The following is a 19,525-nucleotide window of genomic DNA, read 5'->3' as shown; positions in this document are numbered from 1 at the left end:
GAGGTCGGGTGCGCGCGGACTACCGGCACTGGCAGCGGATACCCACGAGGTGGGCCGACAACGACGTGTACGGGCACGTGAACAACGTCGTGCACTACGCGTTCATGGACACCGTGATCAACACGTGGCTGATCGAGAAGGCCGGGCTGGACATCCACCACGGCCCCGCGATCGGTCTGTGCGTGGAGTCCCACTGCAACTACAAGTCCGCCATCTCCTTCCCGGAGGCGGTGGACGCGGGTCTGCGCGTCGGGCACCTGGGCCGGTCCAGCGTGCGCTACGAGGTCGGCTTCTACCCCGAGGACCGCGACGACGTGGTGGCCGAAGGGCATTTCGTGCACGTGTTCGTGGACCGGGAGTCGCGCAAGCCGGTGGAGATCCCCGCGCACCTGCGGGCCGCGATGGAAGGGCTGGTGGTCGCGTGAAGTCCCGGGGCGCGGTGCTCACGGCGGTCGGCGGGCCGCTGTCCATCGAGGAGTTGGAGCTGGACCCGCCGGGGCCGGGCGAGCTGCTGGTGCGGGTGCGCGCGACCGGGTTGTGCCACTCGGACCTGTCGGTGATCGACGGCTCGCGGCTGCGGCCGTTGCCGATGGTGCTGGGGCACGAGGCCGCGGGCGAGGTCGTGGAGACCGGGCCGGGCGCGGAGTTCGCGGTGGGCGACCACGTGGTGCTGTCCTTCGTGCCCGCGTGCGGGGCGTGCCGGCGGTGCGTGTCCGGGCGGCAGGCGCTGTGCGAGCCCGGTGCGGCGGCCAACCGGGAGGGCACGCTGCTGGGCGGCGCGCGGCGGTGGCGGCTGCCCGACGGGACGCGGCCCAACCACCACCTGGGCGTGTCCGGGTTCGCCGAGTACACGGTGGTGTCGGAGAAGTCCGCGACCCTGGTGGACCCCGACCTGCCGCTGGACGTCGCGGCGCTGTTCGGGTGCGCGGTGCTGACCGGCACGGGTGCGGCGTTCTACAGCGCGCAGGTCGTGCCGGGGGACCGGGTCGCGGTGTTCGGGCTGGGCGGCGTCGGGTTGGCCGCCGTGCTCGGCGCGGTCGCGGCGGGAGCGTCCCAAGTGGTCGCCGTCGATGTGGTGGAGCACAAGCGGGCGCTGGCGCGGACGTTGGGCGCGACGCACGACGCGGCGGGCGGGCCGGACGCGGTGACGGCGGTGCGGGACCTGACCGGCGGCGGCGCGGACAAGGTCATCGACACCACCGGCGTGGCGGCCGTGCTGGAACAGGCTTACCTGGCGACGGCGGCGGGCGGCACCACGGTGACGGTGGGGTTGCCGCACCCGGACCGCACGGTGACGCTGCCCGCGCTGAGCCTGGTCGCCGAGGAGCGGACGTTGAAGGGCAGCTACCTGGGTTCGTGCGTGCCGCGCCGGGACGTGCCGCGGTTCGTCGACCTGTACCGGGCGGGCAGGTTGCCCGTGGACGGACTGCTGTCCGGGCGGCTCGCGCTGGACGAGGTCAACGCCGGGTTCACCCGTTTGGCGGCAGGGGATGCCGTCCGGCAGGTCGTCGTCCTGTGATCAACGCTGCCGTTAAAGTTGCCCGAATCGGGTGATCTAGCGGGCAGGGGAGTGGTCGGCGGTGCGCAGGCGGTCGATGCTCGCGGGTGTGGTTTCGACAGTGGGCGGCATGGCCGTGGCGGGCGCGGGGTCGGCGACCGCCGCGCCGCGCGGGCTGGGCGACTACAGGCTGGTGAACCTGGCGCACGTCAACGACCCCGCGCGGACCAACGTCTACCCGGGCGACCCGGAGTTCACCCTGACCACGGTCACGACCGTGCCCGAGGACGGCTTCTACCTCCAGTACGCGCAGCAGGGCGAGCACACCGGCACCCACTGGGGCGCGCCCGCGCACTTCAACGACGACCAGCCCTACGCCGACGAGTTGGACGCCGAGGACCTGTTCCTGCCCGCCGTGAAGGTCGACGTGCGGGAGCAGGCCCAGCGGGACGCCGACTACCAGGTGACCGTCGCCGACCTCCAGCGGTGGGAGAAGCGGCACGGCCGCATCCCCAACGAGGCGGCGGTCGTGCTGTGGACGGGGTGGGAGGACCGCTGGGGCACCCCGGCGTTCTACAACTACGACTCGGCCGGGCAGATGCACCAGCCCGGGTTCTCGCTGGCCGCCGTGCGGTGGCTGGTGGACACCGGGCGGCTGGGGCGGCGGGGTGCGCTGGGCACCGACACGTTCAGCCCGGAGCCGGCGACCGACACGTCCTACTCGGTGTCCAAGCTGCTGTACCGGGAGCACCGGATCAGCCTGGAAGTGCTGGCGAACCTGGCGAAGCTGCCCGAGACCGGCGCGCACGTCCTGGTCGGCGGCACGATCAACCGGCGCGGCTCCGGTTCCCCGGCCAGCGTCTACGCGTTCGTGCCCAAGCGGTGAGAGCCCTCGCGGCGATCCCGCCGCTGCTGCTGACCGGCTGCACGACCGCGTGCCGGGGCCGGCTGAGCTGACCCGTGAGCACGTCGAACGGGCGGAGGCGTCGGGTGAGGTGGTCGACGTCGGCTTCACCATCCCCGGCGGCGTGCGGTGGGCCGACCTCACCAGCCGGCACGTCGGCTGCCAGGTCGCGCTCGTGTTCAACACGACCGTGGTGGCCGCGCCGACCGTCGTGGAGGTGAGCACCGGCGGCGGCGTGCAGATCACCGGCCGGTTCACGCCCGCCGAAGCGGAGGAGTTGGCCGCGCGCATCACGGGTGGATGACCAGGCCCCGCCCACCGTCCCTTTTGGCCTCGTACATCGCCTTGTCGGCGCGCTGGAGGACGGACTGGGCGGTGTCCTCGGGGTCGGGATCGGCGCAGATCACCACGCCCACGCTGGCGCTGATCACCTCGCTGAGCGCGTCGAGGACGCGGAAGGCGACCTTCTCCGGCTCTTCCACGCCTTGCACGAGCACGCCGAACTCGTCGCCGCCCAGGCGTGCGACCACGTCGGTGTCGCGGACGCACTCGCGCAGGCGTTGCGCGACCCGTCCCAGCACCGCGTCACCGTGCGCGTGGCCCGACTCGTCGTTGACCGCTTTGAAGTCGTCCAAGTCCACGAAGAGCAGTCCGAAGGGGACACCCTCGTGGTGCGCGGCCATGGCTTCGTCCAGCCGGCGTTCGAACAGCGCGCGGTTGGCCAGTCCGGTCAGGGCGTCGTGGTGGGCCTCGTGCGCCAAGTCGCGTTCGGACTCCCGAAGCATCGCCGCCAGCCGCGTGTTCTCCACGATGGTCGTGAGCTGCCGCAGCATCACCGCGACGAACACCGTGAAGCCGCACCCGATCTCCACCGCGTCCGCCGGTTCGAGGTCACCGATCAGCGTGCGCCGCAACACGATCGCGCTGCACACCAGCAGCGGCAGGTACGGCATCAGCAGGTAGGCCCATTGCCAGGCACGGGCGATGTGCTTGGGCGCCGCGTGCGGCATGGGCGGGACGAGCGCGGCCAACGCGATCAGCGCCGGACCGATCACGAAACCCGCGTTGGCCAGCGGCGGCACCTCCGGCGCCTGGATGCTGACCAGGTAGGCGAACGCGCTGTCCGACGCGGCGAGCCCCACGATGCCCAGGCCCAGCAGGTGGAGCTGGGGTTTGAGCACGACCTTCCGGTCCGCCGCCAGCACCAGCACGATCACCAGCAGGACCAGGTCGGTCACCGGGTAGGCGATGGCGACCAGGAACGCCGCCGTGCTCGGGTTGCCCGCCTCGACCAGGCCGCCCAGCGAGGTCGTCCAGGTGAGCACGAACAGCGAGCCGGTCACGATCACGCCGTCGAGCAGCAGCACCAGGCGGGCGTAGCGGGACCGGTGGTCGAGCAGGGCGTCCGGCGTGCCCGAGCGGCGGTGGCTGCCGATCACCAGCAACGCGGCGAACGCGAACGGCACGATGCTCAGGTACCCGGCGTCGGCCGGCGACGGCGAGGGCACCGCGCGTTCCTCGACGAGCTGGTACCAGGTCCACAGGGACTGCCCGACCGACCAGCCGAGCATCCCGAACCCCATCAGCACCCGCCACACCCGGTCCGGCCCGGACGTCCGCCGGGCCGAGAACCAGCACGCACCCGTGGCGAACAACCCGGTGGCCAACTGCGCGAGGTCGTCCAACGCGACCGCGGCCTGACCGGTGACCACGTCGAAGCTCGCCGCCAGGGAGGCGGCGGCAGCCGAGACGAGCACCAACGCCGCCGTGACGCCGAACCGCCGTGTCCCGTGCACCGGCCAAGTGTGCCGCATTCGCGTTCCACGGAGGGGTGAGCCCTGCGAGGATGCGCGGGTGGCTGAGCAGGACGTACCCGTCGCCGAGGACGTGGTGACCGAACTGGACTACGAGCGGTTCGCGCGGCACCGCATCGCCGAATCCGGTGGTGACGCCGAGGCCTTCGGCGTCTCCTACAACGTGCTGACCCTGGCGTACAAGCTGATCACCGACTACGAGGCCCTGGTGCACCGGGAGCAGGGCTGGACGATGCCGGGCTTCCGGCTGATGTTCAAGCTGTGGATCCTGGGCCCGACCCAGCCGGCGCGCCTGGCGGACCTGTCGGGGACGACCCGGTCGGCGATGTCGAACCTGATCAACACGCTGGAGAAGGTGGGCTTGGTGGTGCGGTCGAGGGACGACCAGGACCGGCGGGTGGTGTTCGTGGCGCTGACGGAGGAGGGGCGGAAGGCGGTGTCGGGGGTGTTCCCGACGCAGAACGCGCGGGAGGCGCGGTGGTTCGAGGTGCTGGACGCGGGCGAACGGGCTCTCCTGGTGGAACTCATCCGCCGCGTGGTCGCCGCCGGCCCGGCCTGAGGTTCGGGGACCGACGTGACGAAGGCGGATGTCGACGCGGTGGTCGGGCAATTCGACGCCGTGTTCCGGGAACACGGGTTCGCCGGTGGTCAGGGGACCTGTGAATTGCCCGACGGCGTCCGCCTCAAGACCCAACACGACCGCAACGCGCCGCGTTGGGCGCTGGTCCTGCGTCGGGCGGGTACCGCTCGGGCATGGAATCGGCGGCCCCGGGGGAGTCGGCGCCCGGGCCCAGGGGCGTGGTCGAGTGCGACGCCGTTGGCCGGGCCGTCGTGCGGGTCGACCGCGGCGGCGACGGCCTTCCACGGACATCGGCGCGCTCTTCCCGCCCGTTTCCACGACCTCTCCTCCGCGTTGTGCTGGGTGTTCGCGGCAGGAACGCGGCTGCCCGACCTGGTGCCCGTCGGCGTCGGTCCTCAATGTGGCTGCGGTCGGGACGCGTAGACGTAGTAGGGGATCCACGGTCGAGGATCACGACGGGAAGGCAGGAGCCGGTAGCCGCATTCGATCAGCAGGGAGCGCACCTCGGCGTGGGTGCGTTGCCAGTCGCCCCCGTCGCTCTCGGCCTTGAAGTCGTGGCAGGAGACGACGATGTTGCGCACCCGGGCCAGGACGTCCTGGGCGGCCTCCAGGACGGTGTGCTCGACCCCCTCGATGTTCATCTTCAGCAGGTCCACCTGGTCGACGTCCAGCCGGTCGAGGAGTTCGCCCAGCGTCTCCGCGGGCACCGGCAAGCCCTCGCCGGGGCGGGTGGTGATCGCGTTGGACGCGTGGTTCGGCAGGTCCTGGATGTACACGGTGCCACGCCTTCCGGCGATCGCGCCCGACACGGCGGTCACGTTCTCCAGCCCGTTCAGCTCGATCGTGCGGCACAGGCAGGCGAACATGCGCGGGTGGGCCTCGACGCTGATCACCCGCCCCGACCGCCCCACCAGGCGGGACAGCAGCCGGGTCTCGCTGCCCACGCCGGCCCCGATGTCGAGCACGGTGTCGCCGACCCGGGGTTGGTAGCCGAACAGGAAGGTGTCCCAGCTTGCTCGATCCTCCTGTCGCGCCGAGGCGCCACCCAGTTCGGGCCGCACGACGATGCCGCTGGTGTAGTGGTGGGCCCAGTTGCCCTCCGCGTAACGGACCACGCAGCGCTCGCGCCGCCTGACCGTGAGCAGCACCGAGCCCAGCGTTGCGACCAACCGCGGGTCGAGCCGCCGCTGCAACGTGTTGACGATCAACCGGCTGTTGTTCATCTGCCTACCTCCCTGATCTTCGTGTGATCAATTGCGACTCAAGGGCTTCGTCCGTCGACGACGACCGCGGGGGAACTCCGCTGATCACGATTGCTCCGGCGCGAACGGGTCCGCGGAAGGGTCGATGTCCCCGATGAAGACCTTCACCATCGAGCACACCGCGGTGCCGATCAGCGTGGCGCTGTGACGGTGCGCTTCGGGTGGTTGGCCGACCGGGTCGGGCACGGAGTCGTCGGCGATGCCGACCGGCGGTGTCATGCCTCGTTGCAGCGCGGCGGCGGCGACGGCCGCGCGCACGCGTCGTACCGGGTCGTGCCAAGCCGAGTCCATCGTCACGGACGTCAACAGGCGGCTGAACTCCCGCAGGCAGAACGTCGTGCGCAGCGCCGGGGGGTGCAACGCCACGACCTGTGAACGGTGCCTGCGCTCCGCGGTCAGGACGAGATCCGCCGACGCCACGGTGGTCCGGTCCAGTTGACGCGCGAAGTGCCGGTCGCCCGCCACGTCGCGCAGCCCCCACCGGGCCAGCTCGGCGTAGGTCGACGGGTCCATGCCGGCACCGACCGTCGCCCGGGTACCGGCACTGCGGACCGAGAAACGTGCGGCGTCCGCCGGTGGGAACCACTTGGCCAGCAGGTACTGGGTCAGCAGTTGTGCGAAGGGGGAGCGGCAGACGTTCCCGGTGCACACGAAGAGGATCCGGTAGCCGTTCCCGGTCACCGCGGTGTACTGCCGAGCACGTCGCCCCTGTTGGTCTCCAGGTACTGGGCGATCCGGTCCTGGCTCAACGCCTGCCACAGCATCGCCCCGCGTCCGTGGTCGAGGTGGACCACCGACTGGTCGCCCACCTGTCCCAGACCGCTGACGGGTGCGGTCATGAACGTGACCGCCGAGGGTTGGAGGTCGCTCAGCTCGAACGCGAGGGATCGCAGTTTCTCGTTGGTCAGCGTGTCGTCGACGGAAACGTACCTGGTCAACAGGTCGACGACGTTGTAGGTGTCGACGGGGTTGGACAGCGACATGGTGGAAAAGACCTTCGACATCAACGCCCGCATCGCGCTCTGGTGCCGCCGGACGCGATCGAGGTCGCCGCCGGGCAGACCGCTGCGTTGTCGGACGTACGCCAGCGCTTGGCGGCCGTTCAGGTGGTTGACGCCGCGGTGGAAGGTGATGGCGCCGAAGGTGGTCGGTTGGGCCACGGCCACGTCGATGCCGCCGACCGCGTCGGTCAGCGCCTCGAACCCGGCGAAGTCGATCGCGGCGAAGTGGTCGATCCGAAGGCCGGTGAGCAGTTCCACCGTCTGCACCATCAACGTCGGCCCTCCGAACGAGTACGCCGCGTTCACCTTGGCCTTCCCGTGCCCGGGGACCGTGACCCAACTGTCGCGCGGGATGGACACGACGGTGGCCGCGGTGCGGTCGGGGGAGAGGCTGGTCAGCATGATCACGTCGCTGCGCAGGCCGCGGGGGTCGAAACCCTCGTCCCGCGCCTCGCTACCCGTGGTGTGGTCGTCGGGCGAGCCGGAGTCGCTGCCCGCGATGAGGAAGGTCAAGCGTCGCGCTCCGCTTCCCGGTGCCGGCGGCGCCGGCGTCGGGCGCTGCGCCGGGTCGAGCGGAGCGAACACCGTGGGCACTCGGCTCACGTTGCCGGCGAGGCGCTCGGTGGTCGCGTAGAGACCGCCCAGCGCGACGCAGAACAGGACGAGCGCGAGTGTCGAGACGACCTTCCAACGACGGAGCCGATGCCGGCGGTGGGGCGGCTGTTCGTCTCCAGGTGGCCCAGCGTCGTCGGATCCGGCAGGGGAGTGCTCGGACTGTCCGGCTGCCATGGTTGACCTCCAGTGGAGTGGACCGGTGGATCCCTCGTCCACCAGGACGACGTGCGCTGCCCGACGGGCCGGTCTTGCGGTCCGCCGCCGTCAGTCGATCGCGGCCTCGCGGATCTCGACCTGGTGCCGTGGGTTTGTGCGGGTGCCCTCGACCTGCCGCCACGGGTCTTCTTCGCCGTCCAGGATTTCGACGGGGTCGGTCCGGTACCCGTAGGAGTAGTTGTACTGGTAGCCCTCACCGGAACCGGACTTGGGCGTCATGGTCATGACCGTGCCGAGCAGGCGTGCCGACACGGCCTTCAGCGCATCGGTCGTGGCGTGCACCTGGTTCCTGGTCGTCTTGCCGTGGCGCACGAGCACCATCACGCCGTCACAGCGACTGGCGAGCACCGCGGCGTCGGTGACCGGCAGCACCGGAGGGGCGTCGATGAGGACGACGTCGAACCGGCGCTTGAGCTCGTCGAGCACGTCGGCCATGTGCTGGGAGGAGAGCAGTTCGCTCGGGTTGGGCGGGAGCGTGCCGCTCGCCAGCACGGCCATGCCGTCGTGGCCCCAGGGCTGCAGCGCCTCGTCGAGCCCGGCGTGGCCGATCAGCACGGTCGTCAGGCCCACCGCCGACTCCACGCCGAGGAGTTCCCCGATGCGGGGTCGGCGCAGGTCGGCATCGACGATGACGACCTTCGTCCCCGCCTGCGCCAAGGTGATGGCGAGGTTGCACGCCGTCGTGGTCTTGCCCTCGCCCGGCAGCGAACTGGTCACGACGACGGTCTTCACCGGCTCGTCCACGTCGATGAACTGCAGGTTGGTGCGGATGTGCCGCAGTGCCTCGGAGCGCGGCGAGCCGGGACTCCCGTGCACGATCAGCGGGAGGTTGGGCACGTCGGGGTCGAACATGACCGAGCCGAGCACAGGCGCGTCGACCAGGTTCTGGATCATCTCGGTGGACTTCACCGTCGTGTCGAGGGCGTTGCGGGCCAGGGCGGCCGCGAAGCCCAGGACGAGTCCGGCGAGGGCACCGAGCAGGAGGTTGTTGACGGGGCGCGGGTAGACCGGGCTGGTCGGCGTCTGCGCGGGTTCGACGAGTGTGGCCGTGACGCTTGGCCGGCCGCCTTCCGCGGGCCTCTCCAGTTCCGCGACCAGCGCGGCGAACGCCTCGGCCACCGCGTCGGCGATGTCCCGGGCCCGCTCCGGCCAGGAGTCCGTGACCGTGACGGTGAGCAGCACCGTGCCCGGCTGGACGGACGCGTCGATCGTCGCCGGGTCGACTGCCCTGCCCCGGCGTTCGACATCCCGGCGAATGCGCTCACTGGTGACGAGTCGGGTGTAGGACTTGACCTTCTGCTGTGACAGGAGACTGCCTTGGTAAGCCTCGGCGGCGTCTCCGTTCATGCCCCTGGCGGCGACGAACAACGTGACTTCGGCCGCGTAGCGCGGCGTGGCGGTCCACGTCGCCGCTGCGGCAACGGCAAGGCAGAGCAGAAGTCCGGTGAGCACGAGCTTCCAGCGCTCTCGAAGAACCTGAAGATATCCACGCAGAGACACTGGTCCCCTTTTGATGTGCGGGCGTCGACTGGAATGTCGATGACGTCTACGGTGCGTTATCGAGACTAAGCTCGGTTGAATTTCCACGTGCACCCATGCAAGCGCAACCCCGCTGCGACCACAAGTGATGCCGGTCGAGCCCGGTGACCCGGCCGGTCGATGCCGAAGTCACGGTATCTGCACGTCAGAGGCTCAGGCGAGGCGTTGGGGCAACCGGGTGGACCACCCGTCGTTCCGCCGAAAGGGCGACCCGAAAAAGGACTACGCGGCACCGTCGCGACCGGTGTCGGAACATCGCTGGCTGCGGCGGTCCGGCCTGCCCGGCGCGCGTGGCACCGCCGGTCGAAAAGGGGACGATTGCTCGACTCTTTCGTGTGACCCCGCGTAAGTGGGGCGCTCGTCGCGTGTCCTAACTTTCGTCGCCCGCGAACGGTCGTGGCCATCCGGGAAAAGCATCGGAGGATCGCCGGTATCTCAAAGGTGTGCCGAACACGCCTGGCGGAGGTCCTCGCTTCCGGTTTTCCCGATGGCCCCGCTTGTCGACCACGCGCGACCACGATGAAAGAGATGAGGTGCTGTCCGTGTCCTGGCGAGGTTGGAGGCTCCGGCTCCTGCTGGTGGCGGTCGACGGCTTGGCGTGGGCCGTCGCCCTGGTCGTGGTGACGTGGTTCAGACTCGAGTTGGAGGCGACGCAGGTCGACGGCTCGAACCTCGTCCGGTTCCTGCTCCTCGTGCTCGTCCTGCAGTGGGCGGTCGGTCTGGCCGCGCACCTGTACCGCGGGCGGTACTGGGTGGGCAGCCAGGACGAGGCGGCGCAGCTCGCGCGGGTGATGATCGTCGTCGGACTCGTCGCCCTCGTGGTCGACTCGGGCCTGTCGGTCCCGCTCGTGCCGCGGTCCGTCCCCCTCACCTCGGCCTTCGCCGCACTCGTCACCGCGTGGGGGATGCGGTACGCCCTTCGCAGGGCGCACGAACGCACCCGGCGCCCGGACCAGGCGTCCGCGCAACGGGTGATCATCTTCGGGGCCGGGCGCAACGGGTGGCAACTCGTGCGTTCCATGCTGAGCGATCCGGAGAGCGGCTACCTGCCGGTGGCGCTGCTCGACGACGACGCCTCGCGGCGCACGCTGCGGATCTGTGGCGTGCCGGTGAGCGGAGGGCGCTCGGACCTGGCGGACGTGGTCGCGCGGACCGGCGCGACCCTCCTCGTGATCGCGGTGCGCGACCCGGACGCGGCTCTGCTGCAAGAGCTCTACCGGAAAGCGCAGGAACTGGGCGTCGGCGTGCGGGTCCTGCCGCCGCTGTGCGACGTGTTCCGGCCCGGGTCGGGCGTCACGGACCTGCCCGAACTCGACGTCAGCGATCTGCTCGGCCGACGGCAGATCGACACGCGCATCGACGCGATCGGCGGCGTCCTGGCGAACAAGCGGGTCATGGTCACCGGTGCCGGCGGGTCGATCGGCTCCGAACTGTGCCGGCAGATCCACCGGCTGGGCCCCGCCGAGCTGTTCATGCTCGACCGCGACGAGTCCGCGTTGCACACCGTCCGGCTGTCCATCCACGGTTCGGCGCTGCTGGACTCCTCGGACGTCGTGCTGGCCGACATCCGGGACCCCGAGGTGGTCCGAGCCGTCTTCGAGACCTGCCGCCCGGACGTGGTGTTCCACGCCGCGGCGCTCAAGCACCTGCCGCTGCTGGAGCAGTACCCGCTGGAGGCGTGGAAGACCAATGTCCTGGGGACGCACCACGTCCTGGAAGCCGCGCGGTCGGTCGGCGTGAGCACCTTCGTCAACATCTCCACCGACAAGGCGGCCAACCCGACGAGCGTGCTCGGGCAGTCGAAGCGCATCGGTGAGCGGCTCACCGCCGACGCGGCCACCCGTTCCGAGGGCAGGTACCTGTCCGTGCGGTTCGGCAACGTGCTGGGCAGCCGGGGATCGGTGCTCACCACCTTCAAGGAACAGCTGGTGCAAGGCGGTCCGATCACGATCACGCACCCGGAGGTGACCCGTTACTTCATGACGATCCCGGAAGCGGTGCAACTCGTGATCCAGGCGGCCGCCATCGGGCGTTCCGGAGAGGCGTTGGTGCTCGACATGGGCGACCCGGTGCGCATCGCCGACCTCGCCTGCCACCTGGTGGAGAAGTCCGGCAAGTCCGCCCAGATCGTCTACACGGGACTGCGCGGGGGCGAGAAGCTGCACGAGGAACTCTTCGGGCCCGGTGAACTCGACACCCGTCCGCTGCACCCGGCGATCTCGCACGTCAGCACGCGCCCGCTCGACCCGGCACACCTGTGGGCGCTCGCGCTCGAACTGGGTGAGGTCGAGGCCATGGCCGAGTGCTGCGCGGAGCAGCCGCTGCCGGCCGCCGCCGTGCCCGCCGCTGCCGTGCCCGCCGGGACCGTGCCCGCCGGGACCGTGCCGGTCCCACGGGCGCACCACCGCGACGGGAGCGTGACGCAGTGAAGGTCACCGTCACCGGGGGCGCGGGTTTCATCGGCGCCAACCTGTGCCGCGCGCTGGCGCGACGAGGGGTCGAGACGGTGGTGCTCGACGACCTCAGCACCGGACGGCGGACCCACCTCGAGGGCCTCGACGTCGATCTGCGCGTGGACTCCGTGCTGAACCGCGACGCGGTCGCGGATGCCTGTGCGGGAGCCGACGCGGTGGTCCACCTCGCGGCCGTGCCGTCGGTGTCGCGGTCGCTGGTGGCCCCGCGGCGAAGCCACGACGTGAACGTGACCGGCACGCTGGAAGTCCTGGAGTCGGCGCGCGACGCGGGTGCGCACGTCGTGCTGGCGTCGTCCAGTTCCGTCTACGGCAACAACCCCGTGCTGCCGAAGTCGGAGGACATGGTGTGCCGGCCCATGAGCCCTTACGCGTCGAGCAAGCTGGCGGCGGAGTCCTACGCGCTGTCCTACCAGCATTGCTTCGGCCTGCGCTGCACGGCGTTCCGGTTCTTCAACGTGTTCGGGCCGCGACAGATGCCCGACCACGCCTACGCGGCGGTCATCCCGGCGTTCGTGTGGGCGGCGCTGCGCGGAGAACCTCTCACCGTCTTCGGCGACGGCGACCAGAGCCGCGACTTCACGTTCGTGGACTCCGTGGTCGAGGTGCTGGCCGACAGCGTGGTGCGCGGTGTCACCCACGACGATCCGATCAACCTGGCGTTCGGCACGCGGACCAGCATCAACGAGATCATCGCCGTGCTGTCCGCGGTGCTCGGCCGCCGCCTCGACGTCGTCCACCACCCGCCGCGCACCGGTGACGTGCGGCATTCACAGGCGTCCGGAGCGGCGCTGCGCAGCCTTTTCCCGCTGAGCGAACCCGTGCCCCTGGAGGTGGCGTTGTGCCGGACCGTCGAGTGGATGCAGTCCTTCGTCGAGACGACCGCGCAGCGGTCGACGGTCCCGGCATGACCGCGGCACCGGCGATGACCGCGGCACCCCCGATGACCGCCGCACCGGCGATGACCGCCGCACCCGCACCGGTGCCGGCACCGCGACTGGTCGTCGTGGGGCAGGGTTACGTGGGTCTGCCGATCGCGATGAGGGCGGTGCAGGTCGGGTTCTCCGTCCTCGGCCTCGACGTGGACGCCCGTCGGGTCTCCTGCCTGAACACGGGGCGTTCGTACATCGAGGACGTGTCCGACGACAAGCTCGCCGCGGCGCTGGCCAGTGGGCGCTACCGCACGTCGGTGTCCTATGACGACGCTGCGGGATTCGACGCGGCGATCATCACCGTTCCCACACCGCTCAAGGACGGGAAGCCCGATCTCAGCTTCATCGAGGCCGCGGCCCGGGGGATCGCGCCCCACGTGACCCGCGGTGCGCTCGTCGTGCTGGAATCGACCACGTACCCGGGTACGACCGAGGAGTTGCTGGTCCCGCTGCTGGAGGTGGGCAGCGGGCTTGTCGCCGGGGAGGACTTCGACGTCGGCTACAGCCCGGAGCGCATCGATCCCGGCAACGCGGTGTGGACCTTGGTCAACACACCCAAGCTGGTCTCCGGGATCAACGAGTCCTCGCTGATCGCGGTCGACGCGCTGTACTCGCGGCTGGTCGACAAGACGGTGCCGGTGTGCGCGCCCAAGGAGGCCGAACTCGCCAAGCTGCTGGAGAACACCTTCCGGCACGTCAACATCGCGCTGGTCAACGAGATCGCGGTGTTCGCCAACGAGCTCGGCGTCGACGTGTGGGAAGCCATCGACGCCGCGGCGACCAAGCCGTTCGGGTACATGCGCTTCACACCGGGTCCCGGCGTGGGCGGCCACTGCCTGCCGGTGGACCCCGTGTACCTGTCCTGGCAGATCCGCCGGCACCTGCACCGGGAATTCCGCTTCGTGGCGCTGGCCAACGACATCAACGACCACATGCCGGACTACGTGGTCAAGCGCGTCTCCCGAGCGCTCACCCGGCGCCACAGGTCGCTGCGCGGCAGCAGGATCTTGCTCCTCGGCATCGCCTACAAGGCGAACACGGGGGACATGCGCGGATCACCCGCGATCCGCGTCGTCCAGCTCCTCCAGGAACAAGGGGCCGAGGTCGAGGTCGTCGACTCGCACGTCGAACCGCACCGGTGCCCGCCGGAGGTGAAGCTCGTCACGCTGTCCGCGGACGGCTTGCGGCACGCCGACGTGGTCGTGGTGCTCGCCGACCACGAGGACGTCGACTACGCCCTCGTCGAACGGGTCGCCGACTGCGTGATCGACACCCGTCACCGCCTCACCGGCGCGCAGGTGGAGTACCTGTGACCCGTTCGCGCCAAGCGACCGCACGCGGTGTGCCCGCGTCCGCCGGTACGCGACAATTGCGGGTCGTCCTCGTGCTCAAGACCAACCAGGGAGCCATGTGGACGATCCCGCACGTCGATGCGCTGACCGCGCGCGGACATCGGGTCGTGGCGGTGCTGCCGCCGGGTGACGGCCGACTGCGCACCGAGTTCACCCGGCGCGGTGTGCCCGTGGTGGACAGCCCTTTCGACTTCCGCTTCCGACCCTCGATCCGCACCCTCACCGGCCTCGTGGAGCTGCGCCGCCGGCTCCGTGAGCTGGCGCCGGACGTGGTGCACTACCACCTCTACGCGTCCGCGCTGGCGGCCCGCCTCGCCTCCACGGGGCTGAGCGCGGCGCGCGTGCACATGGTCGCGGGCCCCCTCCACATGGAGTCCGGGGTCATCCGGGCCGTCGAACGGCTCCTGGTGCGCCTGGACACCGTCACGATCAGCGGCAGCGAGTTCACCGGCCGGCGTTACCGGGAACTCGGCCGCGCGGCCGAGCAGACGCCGGTGATCCCCTACGGTGTCGACACCAGGCAGTTCCGGCCGATGAGCGGCACCGATCGCACCACGGTGCGCGCGGCGATCGATGCCGGCGCCTACGACTTCGTGGTGATCATGGTCGCCTTGGTGTACGCGCCCAAGAGGGTCCTCCACGCGGGGCGCGGCATCAAGGGCCACGACGTGCTCCTGAAGGCGTGGCAGCGGTTCCGCGCGACCCACCCGAACAGCCACCTGTTGCTCGTCGGCGGCGGGTTCGACGAAGCGGGCGAACGACACCGCCGGGAACTGATCGCGCGGTTCCGGGTCGACGGCGACGATTCCGTGACGTGGCTGGGCACCGTCGAGGACGTGCGGCCGTACTACGCCGCCGCGGACCTCAGCGTGTCACCATCGTTGTCGGACAACCACGGCGCCGCACTGGAGGCCGGCGCGATGGGCCTCCCCAGCGTGGTCAGCGATGTCGGGGCGCTGCCGGAAGCCGTCGACACCCGGTCGTGCTGGATCGTGCCGCCGGACGACCCCGATGCCCTGGCCGCCGCTCTGGACGACGCGTACACCGAGCACGCGGCCGGCAGGTTGCGCGATCGCGGTGACCACGTGCGCGAACACGTGCTTCGCCGCTTCGACAGCGCACGCGCGGCGGTCGCGGTCGCTGACGTCATCGAGGACGCCGCGGGTGTGGCTGTCCGGCGTTCCGCCACAGGTGGTGAGGCAGGTGGTCGACGCGTCAGCCTGTTCCTCGACGCGCGGTTCGGGCGCGGCCGCGACGGGCGGTGGGCGGCCAGTGAGTTCGTCAGCGGGCGCGAGGCTTGGGCGAGGTACACCGCAGGCGGTGACCGGTTGCGGATCGTCGCCCGGGCGGGCGGCGAACCCGGCGGCGCGGGGTGCCCGGTGGAAGGGAACGGGACCACGGTGCGGCCGTTGCCGGACTACCGCGGCGCCGCCGGGTTCGTGCGCGCGCTGCCGCGGTTGGTGCCCGCCGTGACCCGCGAGGTCGCCGATGCGGAAGTGGTCGTCCTGCGGATGCCCGGTGCGATCGGGTCCGTCGCCGCGCTGGTGTGCATGGCGCTGCGCCGCAGCTATGCGGTCGAGGTGGTCGGCGACCCGTACGACGTGCTGGCCTCGGGGACGCTCGGGCGGGCGGGCCGGGCCGCGGCGCGGTCGGCACGGGCGCAGATGCGGTGGGTCGTGCGCGGCGCGTCGGCGGTGCGGTACGTCACCCAAACCACGTTGCAGCAGCGCTATCCCGCCGCTGCGGGGGCGCGGACGATCGGACTGGCCGGCGTCGTCATCAGGTCCGAGTCGCTCGTCGAGTCCCCCCGCGTGTGGTCGCCGTCGTCGTTCGACGTCATCGCCGTGGGCAGCCATGAACAGCACTACAAGGGGCACGATGTGCTTCTCCGAGCGCTGCACCGGCTGACGGGCGAAGGGCTCGACGTGCGGGCGGTCGTGGTGGGCGGAGGCAGGCAACACGGCGAACTGGTCGACCTCGCGTCGTCGCTCGGCTTGGCCGAGCGCGTGCGTTTCACCGGCACGGTCCACGACCGGCGGTCCGTCATCGAGTTGCTGGACGCCGCGAACCTGTTCGTGATGCCGTCCCGCACCGAAGGGCTGCCCCGGGCGCTGGTCGAGGCGATGGCCCGTGCGCTGCCCGCCGTGGGGACGAGGGTGGGCGGGATCCCGGAACTGCTCGACCCCCGTTGCCTCGTGGACGCCGACGACCACGAGGCGCTGGCCCGGGTCATGCGGTGGCTGCTGACCGATGCGCAGGCGTGGGAATGCCAGTCGCGCCGCAACCTCGATCTCGCCCGCACCTTCGAGTCGTCGCTGCTGGACGAGCAGTTCTCGGCGTGGCTCGCGCAGGTGCGCGGAGCACGACAGGGGAGGGCCACGTGAGCGACGGCGCCACTCCGGTCGAGGTGGTCCACGTCCTCGGCACACTCGATCGCGGTGGCGTCGAGACGATCGCGCTGAGGCAGTGCCGCACCATTCCGCCCGACCAGGCCCGCCTGACTTTCGTGACCCTCGGGGAGCGCGAAGGTCTGCTCGCCACGCAGTTCGAAGCGGCGGGGGCGCGGATCCACCGGTGCCCGTTGAGTCCTAAGTGGACGTTCCCTTTCCGGTTGTGGCGTCTGCTGCGCGCGCTGAGGCCGGACGTGGTCGAGTCGCATGTGAGTCTCGTGAGCGGTCTCGTGCTCACCGTCGCGGCGTTCGCCGGTGTCGACGTGCGGATAGCCCAAATGAGAAGCGAAGGCGATGGACGCCCCGACACCATGGCGTGCCGCGCACGGCGCGCTGTACTGCGCGCGTTGTTGCGCCGGGCGGCCACCAGTGTGTTCGGTGTCACCCGAGCGGCACTGGCCTTCGCCGCACCGCCCGAGGGCGACGCCCGGTTCAGCGTGGTGCCGAACAAGGTCGACGTCGACCGGTTCGCCTCAGTGTGCCGGACGTCCCGGGGCGCGGACGGCGGTCCGGTGATGATGACCCACGTCGGACGCGCTTCGCCGGAGAAGAACCGCGCGTTCCTGCTGGAGGTGCACGCCGAGGCGCGACGGCTGCACCCCGACGTCGGTCTGACCTTCGTCGGACCCGGTGGCACAGCCGACCTGGAGGCGGTCTCGCCGACGGTCGCGTCGGACAGGTCGGTGCACCTGATCGGCCACACCGATCGGGTGGAGGACGTGCTCGCGGCGACCGATGTGCTGTTGCTGCCGTCGCGCCGGGAGGGGCTGCCCAACGTCGTCCTGGAAGCCCTGGCCGCGGGCGTGCCCGTGCTCGCGTCCGACCTGCCAGGGTTGCGCGAACTCGCGACGCAGTTGTGCGGGATCACCGTGCTGCCGCTGGAGGCCGGACCGCTGGTGTGGGCGTACAGCGCGCTGGCCTTGGCGGAGACGCCGGACTGCGAGCGCGCGCTGATCAGTGAGGGCGTCCGCTTCTCCCCGTTCGCGATCTCCTCGGACGACCAGTGGTGGAGGACTGTGTGGACCGCACGCCAACCGCATGGAGGTCTCCGATGAGCCGGCTCGCCATCGACGGCGGGACGCCGGTGCGGACCGCGCCCGTGCCACCGTGGCCGTACTTCGACGAGGACGACCTCGACACCGCACGGGCGGTGCTGGCCTCGGGCCGGGTCAACTACTGGACCGGCGACCACGGCAGAGCTTTCGAAGCCGAGCTCGCCGCCGCCGTGGGGACCCGCCACGCCGTCGCCCTGTCCAACGGCACCGTGGCACTCGAACTGGCGCTGCGGGCCATCGGGGTCGGCCGCGGCGACGACGTGATCGTCCCCGCCGCCACCTTCATCGCGACCGCCTCCGCCGTCGTCTCATGCGGAGCGCGCCCCGTCGTCGTGGACGTGGACCCCGTCAGCGGGTGCCTCACCGCGGACACCGTCGAGGCGGCGATCACCGACCGCGCCGCCGCGATCGTCGTGGTACACCTGGCCGGGCACCCGGCCGACGTCGATCCCGTCCTCGAACTCGCTCGACACCACGACCTGCGGGTCGTGGAGGACTGCGCCCAGGCGCACGGAGCCGTCCACCGGGGACGTCCGGTGGGCAGCCTCGGCGACATCGCCTCTTGGTCGTTCTGCCAGGACAAGATCCTCACCACGGCCGGTGAAGGAGGGGCGGTCACGACGTCGGACGACGAGCTGTGGCGCCGGTGCTGGGAGTTGAAGGACCACGGCAAGAGCTGGTCGGCCGTCCACCGGATCGACCACGCGTCCGGGTTCCGCTGGCTGCACGAGAAGTTCGGCACGAACGCCCGCATGACCGAGCTGCAGGCCGCGATCGGACGCAACCACCTGCGCAAGCTCGACGGCTGGGTGGGACAACGCCGAGCCAACGCGGCGGTGTTGCGGGAGGTGTTGCGCGGCCAACCCGCGGTCGAGCTCACCGAGCCACCCGCGGGTGTCGAGCACGCCTACTACAGGTTCCCTGTGCGCCTGCGCATCGAACGCCTCGCCGCCGGGTGGACCAGGGACCGGGTCGTCGACGCCGTCCGCGCGGAAGGCGTCCCCTGCCGGCAAGGCGGGTGCACCGAGATCTACCGCGAACGCGCTTTCGACGCCGTACCCGGAACACCGAGCAAGCTACCCGTGGCGGCACGGCTCGGGCGGACATCACTGGAGTTGCTCGTCCACCCGACGCTCGGATCCGCGGACATGGTCGACACGGCGACCGCGCTGACCAAGGTGCTGGGGGAGGCGACGGCATGACCGGTCCTTCCCGTTCCCGGGGGACCGACATCTCCCGTGATCGCGTCCGACGGGCACTCGACATCGTGCTCGCGGTGGCCTTCCTGGTGGCTCTCGCGCCGGTGATCGCCGTGGTCGCCGGGCTGGTCCGTTGGCGGCTCGGCTCGCCAGTGCTGTTCCGCCAACGCCGCTGCGGGCTGCACGGGAAGGAGTTCACCATCCTCAAGTTCCGCACCATGCGCGAACCGGACCGACCCGGCCAGCCCGACTGCCAACGCGAGACCCGGCTGGGGAGCGCGCTGCGCCGCATGAGCCTGGACGAACTGCCCCAGCTGGTGAACGTCCTGCGCGGCGAGATGAGCATCATCGGCCCAAGGCCGACCCTGCCCGAGCAGGTGCGCCACTACAGCCCCCGCCAAAGGGGACGCCTCGTGGTGCGCCCCGGCCTCACCGGTTGGGCCCAGGTGTGCGGCCGCAACGCGCTGAGCTGGCCCGAGCGCATCGAACTCGACCTGTGGTACATCGAGAACCGGAGCTGGCGAGTCGATCTCCGCATCGTCCTGCGCACCATCGGCCACCTCGTCCGGCCGCGCGGCATCGTCGGTGCGGGCGGAACCAACCCCGGCTTCCCGATCCCTCCCCAACCTTGAACGGA

17 protein-coding genes are annotated in these 19,525 nt (G+C 70.9%); 12 read left to right on the top strand and 5 right to left on the bottom strand.

Annotation, left to right across the window (positions count from 1 at the left end; all coding sequences use genetic code 11):
- Positions 1 to 8: 8 nt before the first annotated feature.
- From RIN75_RS13635 to RIN75_RS13620, 4 genes are all read left to right on the top strand, one after another.
- Positions 9 to 425: a thioesterase family protein gene (locus tag RIN75_RS13635; RefSeq protein ID WP_309112252.1), complete on the top strand. Its 417-nt coding sequence runs from the start codon at positions 9 to 11 to the stop codon at positions 423 to 425.
- Positions 422 to 1,519, top strand: coding sequence for a zinc-binding dehydrogenase (locus RIN75_RS13630; RefSeq protein WP_309112251.1), 1,098 nt, complete (start codon positions 422 to 424; stop codon positions 1,517 to 1,519). The genes RIN75_RS13635 and RIN75_RS13630 overlap by 4 nt, the downstream gene beginning before the upstream one ends.
- A gap of 88 nt (positions 1,520 to 1,607) precedes the next feature.
- A complete protein-coding gene (locus tag RIN75_RS13625) occupies positions 1,608 to 2,384 on the top strand; it encodes a cyclase family protein (protein WP_309112250.1) in 777 nt (258 codons plus the stop codon).
- 49 nt (positions 2,385 to 2,433) lie between these two features.
- The gene (locus RIN75_RS13620; RefSeq protein WP_309112249.1) at positions 2,434 to 2,706 is read left to right on the top strand and encodes a DUF6692 family protein; all 273 of its coding nucleotides are present in this window, start codon (positions 2,434 to 2,436) and stop codon (positions 2,704 to 2,706) included.
- Here RIN75_RS13620 and RIN75_RS13615 read toward each other — a convergent pair.
- Entirely contained in the window at positions 2,693 to 4,198 is a 1,506-nt protein-coding gene (locus RIN75_RS13615) for a GGDEF domain-containing protein (protein WP_309112248.1), read from the bottom strand. The genes RIN75_RS13620 and RIN75_RS13615 overlap by 14 nt on opposite strands.
- A gap of 58 nt (positions 4,199 to 4,256) precedes the next feature.
- On the opposite strand from RIN75_RS13615, the gene RIN75_RS13610 reads away from it, so the two are divergent.
- Positions 4,257 to 4,775 carry a MarR family transcriptional regulator gene (locus RIN75_RS13610; RefSeq protein ID WP_309112247.1) on the top strand — a complete coding sequence of 173 codons (519 nt, stop codon included), beginning with the start codon at positions 4,257 to 4,259 and terminating at the stop codon, positions 4,773 to 4,775.
- Between the two features lie 416 nt (positions 4,776 to 5,191).
- Here RIN75_RS13610 and RIN75_RS13605 read toward each other — a convergent pair whose 3' ends face one another.
- From RIN75_RS13605 to RIN75_RS13590, 4 genes are all read right to left on the bottom strand, one after another.
- The gene (locus RIN75_RS13605; RefSeq protein ID WP_309112246.1) at positions 5,192 to 6,019 is read right to left on the bottom strand and encodes an FkbM family methyltransferase; all 828 of its coding nucleotides are present in this window, start codon (positions 6,017 to 6,019) and stop codon (positions 5,192 to 5,194) included.
- A gap of 84 nt (positions 6,020 to 6,103) precedes the next feature.
- Positions 6,104 to 6,739: a hypothetical protein gene (locus RIN75_RS13600; RefSeq protein WP_309112245.1), complete on the bottom strand. Its 636-nt coding sequence runs from the start codon at positions 6,737 to 6,739 to the stop codon at positions 6,104 to 6,106.
- A complete protein-coding gene (locus tag RIN75_RS13595) occupies positions 6,736 to 7,572 on the bottom strand; it encodes an LCP family protein (protein WP_309112244.1) in 837 nt (278 codons plus the stop codon). The genes RIN75_RS13600 and RIN75_RS13595 overlap by 4 nt, the downstream gene beginning before the upstream one ends.
- A gap of 366 nt (positions 7,573 to 7,938) precedes the next feature.
- Positions 7,939 to 9,390 (bottom strand): polysaccharide biosynthesis tyrosine autokinase, encoded by a 1,452-nt coding sequence (locus tag RIN75_RS13590; RefSeq protein ID WP_309112243.1) that lies wholly within the window; start codon positions 9,388 to 9,390, stop codon positions 7,939 to 7,941.
- A gap of 581 nt (positions 9,391 to 9,971) precedes the next feature.
- On the opposite strand from RIN75_RS13590, the gene RIN75_RS13585 reads away from it, so the two are divergent.
- Genes RIN75_RS13585 through RIN75_RS13555 form a run of 7 tightly spaced genes read left to right on the top strand, consistent with a single transcriptional unit; the run spans position 9,972 to position 19,520 of the window.
- Positions 9,972 to 11,858, top strand: coding sequence for a nucleoside-diphosphate sugar epimerase/dehydratase (locus tag RIN75_RS13585; protein ID WP_309112242.1), 1,887 nt, complete (start codon positions 9,972 to 9,974; stop codon positions 11,856 to 11,858).
- Positions 11,855 to 12,811, top strand: coding sequence for an NAD-dependent epimerase/dehydratase family protein (locus RIN75_RS13580; protein WP_309112241.1), 957 nt, complete (start codon positions 11,855 to 11,857; stop codon positions 12,809 to 12,811). The genes RIN75_RS13585 and RIN75_RS13580 overlap by 4 nt, the downstream gene beginning before the upstream one ends.
- The gene (locus RIN75_RS13575) at positions 12,808 to 14,145 is read left to right on the top strand and encodes a nucleotide sugar dehydrogenase (RefSeq protein ID WP_309112240.1); all 1,338 of its coding nucleotides are present in this window, start codon (positions 12,808 to 12,810) and stop codon (positions 14,143 to 14,145) included. Before RIN75_RS13580 ends, RIN75_RS13575 begins: the two co-directional genes overlap by 4 nt.
- Complete coding sequence (locus RIN75_RS13570; protein WP_309112239.1) at positions 14,142 to 16,568, top strand: glycosyltransferase; 2,427 nt, start codon at positions 14,142 to 14,144, stop codon at positions 16,566 to 16,568. The genes RIN75_RS13575 and RIN75_RS13570 overlap by 4 nt, the downstream gene beginning before the upstream one ends.
- Positions 16,565 to 17,689 (top strand): glycosyltransferase, encoded by a 1,125-nt coding sequence (locus RIN75_RS13565; RefSeq protein ID WP_309112238.1) that lies wholly within the window; start codon positions 16,565 to 16,567, stop codon positions 17,687 to 17,689. The genes RIN75_RS13570 and RIN75_RS13565 overlap by 4 nt, the downstream gene beginning before the upstream one ends.
- Positions 17,686 to 18,891, top strand: coding sequence for a DegT/DnrJ/EryC1/StrS aminotransferase family protein (locus tag RIN75_RS13560; RefSeq protein ID WP_309112237.1), 1,206 nt, complete (start codon positions 17,686 to 17,688; stop codon positions 18,889 to 18,891). Before RIN75_RS13565 ends, RIN75_RS13560 begins: the two co-directional genes overlap by 4 nt.
- Positions 18,888 to 19,520 carry a sugar transferase gene (locus tag RIN75_RS13555; protein ID WP_309112236.1) on the top strand — a complete coding sequence of 211 codons (633 nt, stop codon included), beginning with the start codon at positions 18,888 to 18,890 and terminating at the stop codon, positions 19,518 to 19,520. Before RIN75_RS13560 ends, RIN75_RS13555 begins: the two co-directional genes overlap by 4 nt.
- Positions 19,521 to 19,525: the final 5 nt, after the last annotated feature.

Origin of the sequence: Saccharothrix sp. (assembly GCF_031180885.1) — a bacterium.
In the GTDB taxonomy this organism is placed as follows: domain Bacteria; phylum Actinomycetota; class Actinomycetes; order Mycobacteriales; family Pseudonocardiaceae; genus Actinosynnema.
Note: the sequence above shows the minus strand (reverse complement) of the source record. Positions and strands in the feature narration are given on the sequence as shown.

Excerpts from the sequence above, each read along its gene's own strand:
- RIN75_RS13605 (WP_309112246.1), bottom strand. The coding sequence starts at position 6,019 with ATGAACAACAGCCGGTTGATCGTCAACACGTTGCAGCGGCGGCTCGAC.
- RIN75_RS13555 (WP_309112236.1), top strand. The coding sequence starts at position 18,888 with ATGACCGGTCCTTCCCGTTCCCGGGGGACCGACATCTCCCGTGATCGC.
- RIN75_RS13575 (WP_309112240.1), top strand. The coding sequence starts at position 12,808 with ATGACCGCGGCACCGGCGATGACCGCGGCACCCCCGATGACCGCCGCA.
- RIN75_RS13560 (WP_309112237.1), top strand. The coding sequence starts at position 17,686 with ATGAGCCGGCTCGCCATCGACGGCGGGACGCCGGTGCGGACCGCGCCC.